Below are 16,503 nucleotides of genomic sequence, written 5' to 3' on the forward strand. Positions count from 1 at the left end.
GTACTTATTCCTTAGTCACGCGCAACAACTCTTCTGGCGTAGTAACACCAGTTTTCAGCCAGCGATCGCCATCTTCACGCATGGTTCTCATGCCATCTGCCTGGGCAGCCGTGCGTATTTCTGCTTCTGCCGCCTCATGATGTATCTGAGCACGAATCGCGTCCGTGGTTTGCAATAGCTCATAGACACCAACGCGCCCCTGATAACCAGTATGGCCACAATGCTCGCAACCAACCGCATGCCAGGCACCTTCTTTTTCAACACGGCAATGCGTACACAATTTGCGCACCAGTCGTTGAGCAACCACACCCAGCAAAGAGGAAGACAACAGGAAAGGTTCTATCCCCATATCCAGCAAACGTGTCACTGCGGCGGCAGAATCATTGGTATGCAAGGTTGCCAGCACCAGATGGCCTGTCAAAGAAGCCTGCACGGCAATTTGCGCAGTTTCCAGATCGCGTATCTCACCTATCATGATGACGTCAGGATCTTGCCGCAAAATTGCTCGCAAGGCCTTGGCAAAAGTCATTTCGATTTTTGCATTGACCTGTGTCTGGCCTACACCGGCCAATTCATACTCGATAGGATCTTCTACCGTCAGGATATTGGTGGTACCGGCATTTACCCGTGACAGCGCTGCATACAAAGTGGTGGTCTTGCCCGAGCCAGTTGGCCCGGTCACCAGCACGATGCCATGCGGCTGAGCAATCAGCTTGTCGAATTGCGTCAACACATCGGCGCTCATGCCCAGATGACTCAAATCCAGACGCCCCGCTTCTTTATCCAGCAAGCGCAATACAGCACGTTCTCCGTGGCCGGTTGGTAAAGTGGATACCCGCACATCAACAGGCTTGCCACCTATGCGCAAGGTAATGCGGCCGTCTTGTGGCAGACGTTTTTCAGCAATATCGAGTTGCGCCATGATCTTGATACGCGAAATCAGCGATGCATGAATTGCCTTCTTCGGGCGCACCACGTCACGCAAGGCACCATCAACACGGAAACGGACGACAGAAATCTGCTCAAACGGCTCGATATGGATGTCGGATGCGCCGTCACGCAGAGCCTGCGTCAGCAGCGCATTGATCATGCGTATCACTGGCGCATCATCAGCAGACTCCAGCAAGTCTTCGATGGCTGGCATATCCAGCATGAGCTTGGCCAGATCAAGATCAGATTCCACTTCACCCACAACGTCGGCAGCGTCGCCACCAGAACCGGCATAAGCCTTGGCGATTGCCTCAGACAACTCTGTATGGGGCAATACGACCAGTTTGACCTTGCCAAACTTGCGCCCGACTTCAGATATCGCTGCAGACGGCGTCATTTTTGAAATCTGGATTTCTACGACGCCATTCAGGACAGCATTGTCCCTGACAGCCAGCACAGAGAAATCCCTGGCAAAACCATAAGGCAATAGACGATGATCAAGCATGGCTTATTTGCCTTCCTTGCCTGTGGTCGGTGTTTTCTCAGGAGAGATCAGCAAAGGGGTGGTCAGTAATTTTCCTTTTTCTGCAGACGGCCACAAATTCTCTGCAACGCCATCCTTGGAAGGTACGATCTGGGTACGCATATAGTCATAGCGATCAACAGAAATATTATTGCTTTGCTCTGCATTGCGTATCACTGTAGGACGCAGGAACACCATCAAATTTGTCTTGGAACGTTTGCTCGTCTGATATTTGAACAGATTGCCAATAAACGGAATGTCACCCAGGCCTGGTACTTTTTCGCCACCATCAGTGGTGCTGTCTTCAATCAGGCCACCCAGCGCAATAATCTGGCCATCATCGACCAGCACATTGGTCGTGATCGAGCGTTCCTTGGTAATAATGCCTGCGGCATTGGTCGTATCATCAACACTTGATACTTCCTGATAGATCGCCAGTTTGACCGTGCCGCCTTCAGAGATTTGCGGCTTGATCTTCAACTTCAAACCTACCTGTTTGCGGTCTATGGTCTGGAAAGGATTGACACCAGCAGTACCACTGGATGCAGTCGTAAATTGACCAGTAATCAGTGGGACATTTTTACCGACGATAATATTGGCTTCTTCATTATCCAGCGTGACGATATTTGGTATCGACAAGACATTGGCATTGCCATCTGTCTGCAACACGCGCGCCAATGCTCCCAGGCCCAATTGACCATTGACTTGCTTGAACAAGCCCAGGGACAAGCCTGAGCCCGGCAACACCGAGCCTAAAGTAGTGGCATTGCCTGCAGCAAGGTTAAGGATATTATTTCCCTTGGTAGAGAACGACGTGCCGCCGCCTATACGATAATTACTGGTACTGTCACCTGACAAACCCAGCCATTGCACCCCCAGCTCATTGGATTTGTCTGCACTGATCTCAACAATCAGGGCCTCTACATAAACCTGGGCACGGCGGGCATCAAGCTGTTCTATCACCGTGCGCAAATTGCGGTAGACAGGTTCACTCGCGGTAATGATCAGGGTATTGGTCGATGCGTCAGCCTGGATATATCCAGCTGCACCGCCGCCACTAGAACTGCTGCCTGTGCTGTTATTACTGAATGATGGCATGCTGCTTTGCGCAGTGCCGGTAGTATTTGCAGATACAGGGCTGTTGGTACCATTGGCTGTGCTGCCTGCATTGGAAATCGTGCTGCTTGAACTACGCGAAGAAGAAGTATCTCCAGTAACAATGGAGCGCAAGGTTTGCGCCAGCTTCTCAGCCTCAGCATTCTTTAAATAAACCACATGGACATTGCCAGGCTGTGAGGTCGGCTGATCAAGCTTGGCGATCAGCGACTTGATCTGGTTTGCCTTGGCCACGGAAGAAGCACGCACCAGTATGGCATTCGAACGCGGGTCAGCAAGCAATACCGGCTTGGTAGGATCAGCACCGCCGCCGCCCGAATCTACGACCTTGGAAACCATGGTGGCGATGTCAGAAGCGATTGCATGCTTGATCAGGACCACATCCATATCTGTGGTTGCAGGCACATCCAGGGCAGCGATGATCTTGTTCAAGCGCTTGATGTTGTCTGCGTAATCGGTAATGACCACCGTATTATTGCTGGGGTTGCCATTGATCGTATTATTCGGTGAAATCAACGGACGCAATATCGTGACGATATTGGCGGATGATTCATAGTTCAGTTTATAAATCTGGGTGACGACCTGATCGCCTTTGGCGGTCTCGGATCTTTCCGAATTTGTATTATGCGTAGGGCCTGGTTGCAGCTTGGCATCTGACTCTGGCACCACCTTGGAATAACCGTCCGCCGTCACTACTGAAAAACCTTGCAGACGCAAAGTGGAAGTCAGTAACTTATACGCCTGGTCCTTGGTCAGCGGTGTTTCCGACACCAGATTAATCTGTCCCTTGACGCGTGGATCAATGATAAAAGTGACCCCAGTGTAGTGACCTATAGCCTTGATGGCCGACTCTATGTCCGCGCCAACCAGGTTGATATCGACCGTATTTTTTGACGGGTCTTGTGCCATGGCCATGGGTGCCATCAAGAAACCGGCGGTCAATATTGCCGCACCAGTCAATGCAGACAATTGCTGGATAGGTTGGCGTAGCGAATTTCTAGTCATGGCGACCCTGTGCTTTAATGGAAATGTTTTCATTTGAACTCTAACGCAATTACATCTTTTTCACCGTCATTACGACGCTGCCCAAGCAAATTCAATAAATTTGCCAGCCTTGCTTCTTGCCCTGCTTCTGCCCATGCCTTGCCAGAAAACTGGAAACGACCGTTTATCATCTTTCCACTTCCTGCCAGCATCATCGGACCCTTTATCGTCAACAACTGCATATCTGCTTCTGTTCCGCGCAAATCAAACGCCATCTGGTAACTACCCAGAGGCTTGATAGGCGACAGGCGTGATGCCATTTCTGCCAGCTCCAGTTGCATATGCCCCGTCATACTCAGTTGCGCATTCTTGCGCGAAAAAAGTAACTCATTCCAGGACAAATGCAATAAACCTGTAGGACCTACGGTATTCAAAGGAGCCCCCAAACCTTCCAGCCGCTCTGGTGGCAACAACAACACCGACGGGCTGACTTGCCACTGACTGAAGTTGCCTGCAATCTTGACCGGAGCAGACAGGGCCGCAGAATTTTCCAGCTCTACCTTGATTTGCCCCAACATCAGCAGAGGCGAAATACGCCACTGAAACCGCCCAGGGAACAAGGGCGTCACCGGCCCGACTTTACCTGCTGCCACACCCACAAATGCCGAGCCTTGCCAGAAACTGCCTTGCACATCGCCCAGACTCAACCTGCCCTGGCTTTGTCTTTCAAGCACAAAGCCCAGCCAGCTGGCAGGCAAAAACACAACTACAGTCAAAATGACACTGATCAGTGCTGCCAGTATCCACGTCAAACGCCGGGTGATTAACATTGCTATATTCCGGCCTCAGGTAGAACTTCTTTGCTGTCGCAAAGTCAGGGTCGCACTTACCTGACCACTTTCGAGCAGGGACACCAGCTTTGCTTCTTCCACTGTCAGTCTTGAGGCTTTTTGCATTTCAACCAGACATTCCATCAAACTTGCATAAGAAGCGGTTGGAATTTGCAAACGTACCAGATCATCACTGACTGCGACAGTTTGCACCTTGATACCACGCCGCCCCAACACCGCCTCTATTTGCTCGCGGCTCACAGGCGCAACAAATTCAGACAAATTGGCAGTCAAGCCGGCCTGCTGTTTGCTTAACTCGGTAATTTCTGCCAATTGCTGATTCAAGACAGGCAATGCAATACTCAATTGCTTGCGGCCGTTCAAGGCAGGAGCAAGAAAAAAACCATAGACTATGGCAGCAATAATGAACAAGGCACAAATGATCAGCATTTTGCGCTCGCGCCCTACCCTGGATTGCCAAAAGAAATTGAACTGTTCTCTGATTGCACTGAACATTATTCTTTACCTCCGGTAGAAACACGCAAAGCACCATCTGACGCGGTACTGATTTTCATGGATTGCTCGGCCAGTGCAGAACGCAAGGCATCCATCGGTACTTGCACATTCGGTTTGATTCTGACAAATAGTGATCTGTCTTTATATTCTATGGACGCCACACCGCCGGGCACACCAACCCTGTCCCAGACTTGCGAGAATTGCGCTGCAACCACGGCAAAATCGTTGACTGCAAACTGCCCCGCTGCCCGTTTTGATATGTTGATTTTTTGCTGCATCTGTTTCAAGGGGTCAGAAATGACGGTTTCTTTTGGATAGGTATTACGGAATACCTGCAACAAGGCACTCTTCTGATCTTTTTCTTCACGCTTCAGATTGAACCATTCAATATTCAGCGCCAGCAAATTGACTACCGCCAAGGCTATTGCCAAACGTAGCGGCCAGCGCCATTTGCTCCAGTCAAAACTGGCCATGTGTTCCGCCGCCACGCCTGTCATCAGGTCTGGCGTATTGGTATTGATACCTGCCACCCGGTTGACCCAGCTTACCGGCAAGATTTCTATCTTGTCTTCCAGGCCATCTGTCTTCAATGCCAGTTGACAGGCTTCGATTGCAGTCGCCGGAACATAAGCAGTAACTTTAGGGCTGTTGCTCAGCTGCGCCAACATGGAAAGCGCATCACTCATGCCTGCACTTTCGAGGCTCAGGCCAAGGCCATGCTGAACACCGTCACGCAGGCTCAGCTCCAGCCCCTCATCCTTTTCTTCTATCAGGGCTGAGGCAGTCTGGCTGACCTCATCATAGGCAAGCGACAATTGTGCGGGATAGACAGAAAATCTCCTGGTCGGCCAGTCTTTTACCCGCTTGGCCAAACCTTCGAGCCAGGCTTTATCCGTGACGGCAACAGTAATTTCCCCATCCTGCACATCACCACCGACCAGCACCAGGTCTGAGGGATCGGTAATCAGTTGATCTTCCAGCAAATTCGGCAATGCCTGCTTCAACTTGGCTGCTGACATCGGCGGCACTTTGGTCTTCAGCAAGCTGGTGTCACTGGCAGCCAGGATAAAAGCCACCTGTTTTGCGCTGATCGCCAGCGCTTTTAATTCGGCGAGGCTCGAATGGCCTTGCTGTTGCAAGCGGCCTTCTGCCGATATCAAGGCAAAAGCCAATGCTTGCGCAGACCAATCTGGCCTGTGTTGTGCCGCCACTCTGGAGGGCAAAGAGATATACAGTGTGCTTGCCATTTTTATTTAATTTTCCCGTACCCAAAGCACCGTTGTTGTCATTGCCGTCGATCCCATATTATCGGCACGTTCTATCAATGCACTGACATCCAGTGCCGAACGATTCATTTTGACCTTGCCATTGACGATGAAGTATTTGGTTGCGACATCTACATCCTTGTCCGTCAGTGTTTTTAGTCTGTCTTCAAAGCGCGACTTGAATTCTGCCACCGTGCGAAAGTAAGCACGGTCGCGACTGGCGATCATGGCGGCGGCATCACCCACGCTAAGCCCATCAATTCTGGCAGCCAGCACTTCAGCAAATGTCGTATTGACATTAATACTGGTCTTGCCTGGCAACACTGTGACAAAGCCCTTTAGCCTCTCCATCATTTCCGGCGTAAATCCATTAATTGCCAGCAAATCATCTACTTGAGTAAAGCGCAAGAATTGTACTTCAGGTTGCGAGAAATCGGAGGTGCTTTTTCCAGTTCCTGTTTCAGCGGAAGAAGAACCTGGCGCTGCAATCGCCCGGGTTTGTGTCCTTGCCACCATGTCCGCAACAGCATTTGCCAGTTGCCCATCAAAACGCAAATTCACCAGTAGGCGGCTAAACACGGCCACTTCACGCGCATCTACATTGCCATCTGTCGCCAGATTATTCAGGTTATACATGCCTTGCGCATCGACAACCTGGCCTGACAGTGTGGCATCGCTATCTTCATTTTCAGCTTTGGCATTTTCTACATATTGATCAAGGCGGGTATCTGCCAGCTTGACTGCCCACGGCTCCCCCAGGTGATCAACATTGGCAGACTGCTTGCCGTCTTCACGCAATATCAGTCTTGCCCAATCTATCGCCCCGCGCAAAATCCATTTCTTTTGCAATTGCATGCGCTGGTTTTCTATCGACCTGACCTGTACTTGCTGTTGCCAGAACAGACTGGCAACAATGGTGATAGCGAGAGTCGTCAGCAACAAGGCAGTAATCACAGCTACGCCACGCTGTTGGCGGGTATTTATTGGCCTCATACCGCACCCAGCAAGAATACTTTGGTGACAGGCAGTTCACGGCCTGTTAACTGTACGGCAATTTCCAGTCCGGTCAATTTACCGGATCTGCTTGGAATGCCTGGCGCAGCTGGTACTGGATTGGCAGCCGCGGCTTCATTGCCCCCGGCACGCCAGCCGTTCTCGCCTTCTTTCCAGGTGCGCATTTCAAAGCCTGTCACCTGAGTCTGCAAGGCGATCGAGGGCGTGGTTTCTGCTTCAGACAAGGCATCTTGCCAGTCATGTTCCAGCACTGCCAGTTCACGGGTGGGCAACATTTCACGCCGGCCAAGTACCCCACCACGCACGCTATAGACGACGACTTGCAAGCGGGTGGGTTGATTCTCTTCAAATACAGTGCGCACCAGTGCTAATCTGGGCCCCTGGGCGCTGAAAACTTCGCGGCCCGGCAAGTTACTGGCATCGACAATATGCGCGCAATCATTCTCCAACTGGGCAAACGCCAGTTGTATGCCGCGCGTCTGCTCCATTTCCTCCGCCAGCACGGTGCGGGCACGGACAATACTATCGAGGCCACGCCAGCCAAGCACGGCGATAATCGCCAATATGGTAATTGCTACCAAGAGCTCTATGAGGGTAAAACCGGACTGCGGCAAACAGACCGCTCGGTTTTTCCGGGATGATTTAAGTTTAAAGTGCATTCGGCACCACCTGCGTCAGCTTGATGATGCGACGTTCAGGGCTGTCTGCTTCATACACAAACACTTCAACTCTTCTGAAAGAAGGATTGGGAGTGGCAATAACATGCTCTTCGCACATCAGGTGCAAGTCGCCCTGCGGGCAGGCAAAGGTGCGCTCACCAAAGGCGGGCCATTCATGCGCCAGGCGTATTTGTGCAAGACGATTTTCAGCCGACCAGGTCGCCATCATGGAGGCGCGCAAGCTGCTGCTGTTTTGCGTCAGGCTACCCACTGCACGCAAGCTGGCACCCAGGGCAGTACCGACGATGACCAGCGCCACCAGTACTTCCAGCAAGGTAAATCCAGATTGTGAGCGCAAGCGCGGCATCTTATGCATCTTATTCCACTGAAAAATGGCCTATACCGTCGGCCCGCACGTTGACATGTTTGTCATTGGACTTGATGGTCAGCACAAAGGGCTTATCGACGGGTTCACGGCCAAACAGTATTCTGATCACCGAACTGTCTGCCGCTTGCGGTTGCATGGATAATTCTACTGGCGCAGTTTGAAAAAAACGTTCGCGCAGCATGTCATCCTTGATAGGGGACCAGATTCTGTCTTCCCTGACCAGAAAGCGATAACCATTCTGATCGACTTCAAAAGCCACGGGCAGATTGCGCACAATGGCTTCATCACGCGCAAGTTGCAAAAGCAGGGAAATGCGTTTGGCGTCATTTTCCAGGCGCTGTTGCTCGCCTGGCATGGCATTAATACTGATGGCACCCAGAATGATGCCGAAAATGACTAATACCACCAATAGCTCCAGCAAGGTAAATCCCCGCTGCCCATGCTTCATCTTCATGCGTGCTTCTTATAAATCCCAGGAACCTATGTCTGCATCTTCACCACTACCACCGGGCTGGCCATCAGCACCAAGGGAGAATACATCAATATCGCCCCTGATACCTGGCGAAAGATATTGATATGGCTTGCCCCATGGGTCATTGCGCAGTTTTTCTATATAGCCACCTGTCTGCCACGCGTTTGCTGCCGGGCCAGACGTCGGTTTTTCTATCAGTGCCTGCAAACCCTGTTCAGTAGTCGGGTAACGCTGATTGTGCAACTTGTACATCTTCAGTGCACCCATGATGGTGGAAATATCCTGCTTGGCTGCAGTCACCCTGGCTTCATGGGTGTAACCAACCAGTCTAGGTACCATGAATGCGCCCAAAATGGCGATGATGGTCACAACAACCATGATCTCTATCAGGGTAAAACCGCGCTCGGAATTTCGAGCCTTGCCTGCACGTAATGAAACTGAAGGAACTGAAAAATTAAGCATGGCGTAATTCTAAAAAATAAAAACTCTAAAAATAAAAAAATGCGTGGCGTACATACTAGCTGCACGCTGACGCAGTATAAATCCTGAGATTATCCCTGGGGCCACTTTCTGTATCGAATAGTAACAAAAAATGCCTTGAAGACAATATTTAAACACAAAATTGGAAATTAATATGTACGAATTCTGTTGAATTGCACTTCATACTACCACCAGTATGTGTCAACTCAATTTCAGCGGCAGACTACGCAGACGTTTGCCCGTTAGTATAAATACCGCATTGGCAACGGCCGGAGCGATGGGCGGAACCCCTGGCTCACCTATTCCCTGCGGCGGTTCTGCGCTCTTGATGATGACAGTTTCGACCTCTGGTGCCTCATTGATGCGCAAGACCTGATAGTCGTTGAAGTTACTCTGAACCACCCTGCCATCCTTGATCGTGATCTCGCCATACAAGGCGGCGCTCAGGCCAAACACCACCGCAGACTCCATCTGCTGGGCAATGATGTTGGGGTTAACAGCGATGCCGCAATCCACAGCACAAGTGACCTTGTGCACCCGGATTTGGCCATCCTGCACCGAGACCTCAGCTATCTGGGCGACAATACTGCCAAAGGATTCATGCAATGCCAGGCCATGGGCCCTGCCTTCCGCTGGCTTGCCCGCTTTTTGTACTACTGCATCTAGCACGGCCAGATGACGTGGATGATCTTTCAGCAAGCCACGGCGGAATGTCAGGCTATCCTGATTGGCTGCGTGGGCAAGTTCATCGATAAAACTCTCTTTAAAAAAGGCATTGTGTGAATGGCCTACTGAGCGCCAAAAACCCAGCGCCACCGGGCTTGGAGCAATGACATGCCGGATACGCTGATGAGGGATTTCGTACGGCATGTCAAATTCACCTTCTGCCGTGGTTTTATCAGGACCTGCCCCCATCAAACCAAAGGTGCGCGCCAATACCTGATGGGTAATTGAACCCGACACGGACTTGTTGTCATAAGCCAGCAATTTGCCTGCACTATCCAGCCCTGCCCTGAAGCGTGCCAGGGCGGCCGGGCGATACATGTCGTGCGTAGTATCTTCTTCCCGGCTCCAGATCAGCTTGACCGGAGCACCCCTGGTTTCCAAGGCAACACGCGCGGCTTGCGCGACCATATCTACTTCCAGCCTGCGGCCAAAACCACCACCCAGATAGGCCATGTGCAGAGTGACATCTTCAGATTTAAGCTTGGTGACTTTAGCAGCTACATCTGCTGCCACGCCAGGTACTTGAGTAGAAACCCAAATTTGCAGCTTGCCATCCTTGAGCTGTGCGGTGCAATTGATAGGCTCCATCGCTGCATGTGCAAGAAACGGCGCACGATATTCTGCCTCCACGGTTTTTGTTACGCCCTTGCCAGCCAAGGTTTCTTCGACGTCCCCTGCATTGTGATAGGCAAAACCAGATTCACTATCTAGCTTGCTGGCAAAGTCCTTAAAAATAGTTTCTGTAGAGAGTTGCGCATGCTCACCCGCATCCCAAGTGATGGGCAATTTATCCAATGCCTGTCTGGCTTGCCAATAAGACTGCGCCACCACGGCAACGCCAGCTACCGCGCCTTCCATGGAAAAATCAACAACCTGAATGACGCCCGGCATGGCTTTGACTGCAGCAGCATCAAAAGACTTGATACGACCGCCTATGGTCGGGCTTTGTTTGATGGCGGCATAGACCATACCTTCCGGACGCGCATCAATACCAAACTGGGCGCTGCCATCGCCTTTGGGTGCCGCATCAGTACGCGGCTGCGACTGACCTATGATTTTGAAATCTTGCGGACGCTTGAGTTGTATCTCACCAGGTTTGCTATTGACAGCATCGGCAGCCAGCTCAGCATAGCTGGCGTGCTTGCCGGATGCATGGCTGACTACGCCATCTTTGGTCGTACATTCTGCCGCAGCCACATTCCATTTTTTTGCTGCAGCGGCAATCAGCATGGCACGGGCAGTGGCACCCGCTTCGCGCATGGGTTGCCAGGCATCTTTGACGCTGGATGAGCCACCTGTCATTTGCAAACCCAGTTCACGGGCAAATTTGAGCGTCACCCATTGGGCGACACGCTTCACGCTGCCATGGTCATCGGGGTGAAAAGGCAGACCGTCGGCCAGTGCCGCCATGCTGCCGTAAATTTCATCTGCAGGCACATACATGGGTTTGACCATGCTCATGGGCACATCCAGCTCTTCGGCCACCAGCATTTGCAGTGCAGTATGTATGCCCTGCCCCATTTCGCTCCTGTGCATGGCAACACTGACTGTGCCATCTTGCGCAATCTTGATCCAGCCGTTCATGGCGACTTCGCCATTTGACACTGGCAAGGGCGTACTGGTGTTCAGGCGCTGACGCGGTGGCATGAAGCCCCAGCCTACCAGCAATGCACCAGTCAATCCCAAGCCACCCAGGATGAAGCGGCGGCGTCCTGATTTTTTAAGCTGCGACATGCGCTGTCTCCGTTATTTTTGTCGCCTTTATATTATTTCTTATATATTTGGCGCACTTATGTATTCCGTCTTGGATAACCTTCTGCCAATATCCTCGTCCAGACGATTTCCTTTTGTTCTGCCGTCATGAACACCCAGTCAGCCACCTCAGCAACAGTGCGGCCACAGCCACGACAGACATCATCAAATGTTGTTGAGCAAACAGCAACACAGGGTGTATCCGGGCGTTCTTTGCCTTCCATCTTTATTACTGACATATATATGTACTCTTGTTTTCAGGAAAATCTTGCCTGAGAGATTGGCGCTTTTATAATAAAACGAGCGTTCGCATTTTCCCCGGCTAATAGTAAATGTTTTTTTGATTACTGCGTTGGTGGCCTCACTCTATTTTGCCCTCTATTTTTCCAGAAACAGAGGGACTTTGTTGACAGCCTACAGGCTTCAGCGGGAAAATTGGCTGCCTTCTGTCTATCCCTCACAAATATAAAGGTACATCATGAAAGTAGCCGTTGTTCTTTCCGGTTGCGGCGTCTTCGATGGCGCTGAAATTCACGAGAGTGTGCTGACCATGCTGGCTCTCGTCAGAGCCGGCGCAGAACCAGAATTTCTGGCACCCAATATCCCGCAAGCCCATGTTGTCAATCACCTTACTGGCCTGGTCGCTGAAGGTGAAAGCCGCAATGTATTAGTGGAATCCGCCCGCATCGCCCGTGGCAAGATCAAGGATATCGCTCTGGCCAATGCCGACGACTATGCCGCCGTATTTTTTCCTGGTGGTTTTGGTGCTGCCAAAAACCTGTCTGATTTTGCCAGCAAAGGGGCAGACTGTCAGATACAGCCGGATGTCTTGCGCTTTGCCAAAGCTATCGCCGACGCTGGCAAACCAGCGTGTTATATCTGCATAGCCCCGGCCATGCTGCCAATGGTATATGGCAGCGGCATTGAAGTCACCATAGGTAATGACGAGGGCACAGCTGCTGCTGTCACTGCTATGGGTGGCCAGCACATCAATTGCCCAGTTAAAGAATTTGTCGTCGATAAAGTGAGAAAAGTCGTCAGCACACCCGCCTATATGCTGGCGGAAAATATTGCTGAAGCAGCGGCAGGCATAGAAGCTGCCGTCAAAGCGACACTGGCATTAATCTAAAACACCAAAGCCCCAAAGTATCATTTTTAACGCAAGGTCTTCATGACTCAAGATTTTTTTCAATCCCTGATGTTGCTGGTATTGGTCACCGACCCGTTTGGCAACGTCCCCATCTTTGTCAGCGCCCTGTCCCATGTTGCACCCGAGCGGCGCTGGCGTGTGGTCGTGCGCGAATGCGCGATAGCCTTTGGTCTGCTTTTGCTGTTCATGTTCTTTGGCAAACACTTCCTCACTGCGCTGCAATTGACTGAAGTATCCTTGCGCATAGGTGGCGGCGTGATCCTGTTCCTGATCGCCTTGCGCATGGTGTTCCCGCAGGAAGGTGGTATTTTCGGCGATGTGGAAGATGGTCACGAACCCTTCATCGTGCCACTGGCCATACCAGCGCTGGCTGGCCCGTCTGCGCTGGCAACTGTGCTGCTGTTTTCATCCGACAGCCGTCAGGACATGATGGTGCATCTGGCGGCATTGACTGCCGTTGCCGTGGTCTGGCTGGTGGTGTTATTGAGTGCGGAACGTATGCAGAAGGTTCTTGGTGTGCGCGCCATGACTGCATTTGAACGCCTGATGGGCTTGATACTGACAGCCATGTCGGTCGAAATGCTGCTGGCGGGGATCAGGGATTATCTGAAAACCCTGAACTAATCAAACTTGGCTGACCAGGCATTGAGAGCCTGGCCAGCTAAATCAAGATGCCCAGTAATTAGAAGTGAAATAACCCAGCAGGAACAGCGCCAGGGCGATCAGGAAATTTTTAAGCATCTGGCGGTTCATGGTTGACCTTTACATTACTTATTTAAATTACTGATTTAAATTACTTTGTCCGCAGTCATTTGCGCGATCTCGGCATCACTATAACCCAGCCCGCTCAAGACCTCCTGATTATGTTGTCCCAGGCGTGGACCCAGCCATTGTGTCTGACCAGGAGTTTCTGACATCTTCGGTGTAATCGCAGGCAACTTGACTGGCGTGCCATCTTCAAATGCATGCTGTTCAAACATCTGCCGCGCCAGGAATTGCGGGTCACTCATCATATCGCGTACGGAGTAGATTTTACCCACCGGCACATCGGCTGCTTTAAGTATTTGCAAAGCAGTTTCTATATCATGGCCTGAGCACCAAGCTTGAATTGCCGCATCGATTTCTGCCGTACGCGGAACGCGGCCATCATTGCGCACCAGGCCTGGGTCTTGTGCCAGGTCATCACGGTCTATGGCTTTCATGAGTCTGTGGAAAATCGCGTCACCATTACCCGCAATGACGATATTTTCACCTTCCGCCGTGGTGTAAGTATTCGATGGGACGATGCCAGGCAAAGCACCACCAGTACGTTCACGCACGACACCGGCATGATCAAATTCTGGCACCAGCGATTCCATCAAGTTGAATACTGACTCATACAAAGCCACATCCACCATTTGCCCCTGCCCAGCGACACATGCGTCACCCTGCTTGCCATTCCAGCGTCCGCCAGTAACATCGCGATGACGCAAGGCCATCATGGCACCAATAACACCATGCAAAGCGGCGACAGAATCCCCTATCGATATGCCTACGCGCACAGGTGGCCGGTCAGCATGACCAGACACATAGCGCAAACCGCCCATCGATTCACCGATGGCACCAAAGCCGGGCAAGTCTTTCAAGGGTCCTGTCTGACCATAGCCAGACAGACGTACCATGATGGTGGCAGGGTTGATCGCTTTTAAATCTTCAAATCCCAGCGCCCATTTTTCCAGTACACCGGGTCTATAATTTTCTATGATGATGTCGGCATCCAGGGCCAGGCGTTTGGCAATTTCACGCGCCTGCTCCTGCTTCATATTCAGGGTGATACTTTTCTTATTGCGCGCCTGCACACTCCACCACAGCGAAGTGCCATCTTTCAGCACACGCCACCGACGCAGAGGATCGCCGCCATCGGGCGACTCTACCTTGATCACTTCGGCACCAAATTCAGCCAGCATGCGCGAGCAAAACGGCCCTGCGATCAGCGTACCCAACTCCAGAACCTTGATGCCCGCCAAAGGGCCATGTGCTTTAGCTTGTGACTGCATAAGAGGAAATGCGCTCAGAAAAAATTTTACGGGACAGACTTATACAAAAGTCAGCTTCTTGATTTCCCATGCGATATTGGCGCGTGCCTGTGCATCAAATTGCGCCGCCATGATGGGATGAAAATATAATTGTTCGCGGTCGGCAAAGCGCTTCAGCACTTTCAGACGCCCTGCTCTGTAGGCTGGCGCTTCCAGCCAGCGGAATTCATTGCGGATAGCCCGGCTATATTGTTGATAAACGTCCTTGGGAGCGCCGAGGATAGTCAGGGCAATGTCGAGAAACAAGGGAATATCAGCCGCACGATTTTTAAAATCAGCCACTTCATGCCTGGCCGTGGCAAGTATGCATTGCTGCACATGCATAATGACGGTAGGATTGATCTCCATGCGCATCATCAACTCCCCTGCCAGCTCTGCACTTTTCAGTTCATTATTATTGGCATGGGTGTCATACACCATGTCATGAAACCAGATCGCCAGGGACACGACAGGGAAATTCTGGATATCTGCGCGCCGCTCTTCAGCATGCCTGAGCATGGACTGGATATGCGTGAGATTATGAAAACTGCGTTGAGGTTCAGAGTAATGCTTATCCAGCAAGGCCCACACTTCCTTGGCATGCCGGGGACTACCAGCCAAGCCCTGTATCAGGTCTGACCATTGCAACTGCAATTTGCTTTTTTGTTCGGCGGGGATCAGAAACATGATGGCTTATTATTATCTCAGTTACTGTATTAAGTAGTCCGTCTATCCAGCATGGCGCGGGCAATCGTGCCTGCATCCACATATTCAAGCTCACCACCAACCGGCACACCACGTGCCAGGCGGCTGACCCGCAAGCCACGTGCCTTCAGCGTTTCGCTGATGTAATGTGCGGTTGCCTCACCTTCATTGGTGAAATTGGTGGCCAGCACCACCTCCTGCACTTTACCGTCGGCAGCCCTGGAGACCAGCTTTTCCAGATGAATGTCTTTCGGGCCTATGCCATCAAGCGGAGAGAGCCGCCCCATGAGCACAAAGTACAGTCCCTTGTACGTCATGGTCTGTTCTATCATCATCTGATCAGAAGGTGTTTCCACCACACACAGCAGACTGGTATCGCGCACCGCATCCAGACAGGTTTCGCAAACTTCGCTCTCGCTAAAGGTATTGCAGGATGCGCAATGCTGTATGCGTTCAACCGCGTGAGTCAGCGCCATGCCAAGGATGGCGGCGCCTTCCCTGTCATGTTGCAGCAAGTGATAAGCCATGCGCTGAGCTGACTTTGGCCCTACGCCGGGCAAGCGGCGCAGCGCCTCAGACAAGGCTTCCAGGCTACCGAGTTTTTTCACACTCAGAATGGCATTTTGAAGCCAGGTGGCAAAGGCATGCCAGCGGTCAAAGCTGACATTTTTTCTTGTGAAGTAGCTTCAGCCTTGCGTACTGCATCATTGAATGCAGCAGCAACCAGGTCTTCCAGCATGTCCTTGTCGTCACCCAGCAGAGATGGATCGATGGTAACGCGCTTGACATCGTTCTTGCAGGTCATAACAACCTTGACCAAGCCAGCACCAGCCTGGCCTTCTACTTCTACCAGGCCCAATTGATCCTGGGCTTTTTTCATATTGTCCTGCATTGCCTGGGCTTGTTTCATCAGGCCAGCTAATTGATTCTTCATCATAA

The 16,503-nt window shown here is 51.5% G+C and carries 18 protein-coding genes; 2 read left to right on the forward strand and 16 right to left on the reverse strand.

Going from position 1 to position 16,503, the window contains the following annotated elements; translation table 11 throughout:
• Nucleotides 1-4 precede the first annotated feature (4 nt).
• The 12 genes from gspE to ACO0LN_RS08235 form a co-directional block, all read right to left on the reverse strand.
• Complete coding sequence (gene gspE, locus ACO0LN_RS08180) at nt 5-1,435, reverse strand: type II secretion system ATPase GspE (protein WP_422972652.1); 1,431 nt, start codon at nt 1,433-1,435, stop codon at nt 5-7.
• A 3-nt stretch (nt 1,436-1,438) separates the two neighbouring features.
• Nucleotides 1,439-3,574: a type II secretion system secretin GspD gene (gene gspD / locus ACO0LN_RS08185; protein WP_422972654.1), complete on the reverse strand. Its 2,136-nt coding sequence runs from the start codon at nt 3,572-3,574 to the stop codon at nt 1,439-1,441.
• 29 nt (nt 3,575-3,603) lie between these two features.
• Nucleotides 3,604-4,383, reverse strand: coding sequence for a type II secretion system protein N (gene gspN / locus ACO0LN_RS08190; protein ID WP_422972656.1), 780 nt, complete (start codon nt 4,381-4,383; stop codon nt 3,604-3,606).
• A gap of 15 nt (nt 4,384-4,398) precedes the next feature.
• A complete protein-coding gene (gspM, locus tag ACO0LN_RS08195) occupies nt 4,399-4,899 on the reverse strand; it encodes a type II secretion system protein GspM (protein WP_422972658.1) in 501 nt (166 codons plus the stop codon).
• Nucleotides 4,899-6,146, reverse strand: a complete 1,248-nt coding sequence (gene gspL / locus ACO0LN_RS08200; protein ID WP_422972660.1) for a type II secretion system protein GspL — start codon at nt 6,144-6,146, stop codon at nt 4,899-4,901. Before gspL ends, gspM begins: the two co-directional genes overlap by 1 nt.
• A gap of 6 nt (nt 6,147-6,152) precedes the next feature.
• Nucleotides 6,153-7,157, reverse strand: a complete 1,005-nt coding sequence (gene gspK / locus ACO0LN_RS08205) for a type II secretion system minor pseudopilin GspK (RefSeq protein ID WP_422972662.1) — start codon at nt 7,155-7,157, stop codon at nt 6,153-6,155.
• Nucleotides 7,154-7,837, reverse strand: coding sequence for a PulJ/GspJ family protein (locus ACO0LN_RS08210; RefSeq protein WP_422972664.1), 684 nt, complete (start codon nt 7,835-7,837; stop codon nt 7,154-7,156). The genes gspK and ACO0LN_RS08210 overlap by 4 nt, the downstream gene beginning before the upstream one ends.
• Entirely contained in the window at nt 7,827-8,213 is a 387-nt protein-coding gene (gene gspI / locus ACO0LN_RS08215) for a type II secretion system minor pseudopilin GspI (RefSeq protein ID WP_162041053.1), read from the reverse strand. The genes ACO0LN_RS08210 and gspI overlap by 11 nt, the downstream gene beginning before the upstream one ends.
• Before the next feature lies 1 nt (nt 8,214).
• On the reverse strand, nt 8,215-8,679 hold the full coding sequence (gene gspH / locus ACO0LN_RS08220; RefSeq protein WP_422972666.1) for a type II secretion system minor pseudopilin GspH: 465 nt from the start codon (nt 8,677-8,679) through the stop codon (nt 8,215-8,217).
• Between the two features lie 9 nt (nt 8,680-8,688).
• Entirely contained in the window at nt 8,689-9,159 is a 471-nt protein-coding gene (gspG, locus tag ACO0LN_RS08225) for a type II secretion system major pseudopilin GspG (RefSeq protein ID WP_422972668.1), read from the reverse strand.
• A 219-nt stretch (nt 9,160-9,378) separates the two neighbouring features.
• Nucleotides 9,379-11,637, reverse strand: a complete 2,259-nt coding sequence (locus ACO0LN_RS08230; RefSeq protein WP_422972670.1) for a molybdopterin cofactor-binding domain-containing protein — start codon at nt 11,635-11,637, stop codon at nt 9,379-9,381.
• Between the two features lie 56 nt (nt 11,638-11,693).
• Nucleotides 11,694-11,894: a DUF1289 domain-containing protein gene (locus tag ACO0LN_RS08235; RefSeq protein ID WP_422972672.1), complete on the reverse strand. Its 201-nt coding sequence runs from the start codon at nt 11,892-11,894 to the stop codon at nt 11,694-11,696.
• A gap of 239 nt (nt 11,895-12,133) precedes the next feature.
• Here ACO0LN_RS08235 and elbB point away from each other — a divergent pair, with 239 nt between their 5' ends.
• On the forward strand, nt 12,134-12,784 hold the full coding sequence (gene elbB, locus ACO0LN_RS08240) for an isoprenoid biosynthesis glyoxalase ElbB (protein WP_422972674.1): 651 nt from the start codon (nt 12,134-12,136) through the stop codon (nt 12,782-12,784).
• Nucleotides 12,785-12,826: 42 nt separating this feature from the next.
• Complete coding sequence (locus ACO0LN_RS08245) at nt 12,827-13,429, forward strand: MarC family protein (RefSeq protein ID WP_422972676.1); 603 nt, start codon at nt 12,827-12,829, stop codon at nt 13,427-13,429.
• 164 nt (nt 13,430-13,593) lie between these two features.
• Here the strand turns inward: ACO0LN_RS08245 and ACO0LN_RS08250 are convergent, their stop codons facing one another.
• The 4 genes from ACO0LN_RS08250 to ACO0LN_RS08265 are packed head-to-tail and all read right to left on the reverse strand — an operon-like array spanning nt 13,594 to nt 16,501.
• Nucleotides 13,594-14,841 (reverse strand): CaiB/BaiF CoA transferase family protein, encoded by a 1,248-nt coding sequence (locus tag ACO0LN_RS08250; protein WP_422972678.1) that lies wholly within the window; start codon nt 14,839-14,841, stop codon nt 13,594-13,596.
• A 39-nt stretch (nt 14,842-14,880) separates the two neighbouring features.
• Entirely contained in the window at nt 14,881-15,546 is a 666-nt protein-coding gene (locus ACO0LN_RS08255; RefSeq protein ID WP_422972680.1) for a hypothetical protein, read from the reverse strand.
• Nucleotides 15,547-15,575: 29 nt separating this feature from the next.
• Nucleotides 15,576-16,172: a recombination mediator RecR gene (recR, locus tag ACO0LN_RS08260; RefSeq protein WP_422972682.1), complete on the reverse strand. Its 597-nt coding sequence runs from the start codon at nt 16,170-16,172 to the stop codon at nt 15,576-15,578.
• A gap of 2 nt (nt 16,173-16,174) precedes the next feature.
• Complete coding sequence (locus ACO0LN_RS08265; RefSeq protein WP_110253135.1) at nt 16,175-16,501, reverse strand: YbaB/EbfC family nucleoid-associated protein; 327 nt, start codon at nt 16,499-16,501, stop codon at nt 16,175-16,177.
• Nucleotides 16,502-16,503 lie beyond the last annotated feature (2 nt).

Source organism: Undibacterium sp. TC9W, from assembly GCF_049339865.1.
Taxonomy (GTDB): domain Bacteria; phylum Pseudomonadota; class Gammaproteobacteria; order Burkholderiales; family Burkholderiaceae_D; genus Undibacterium.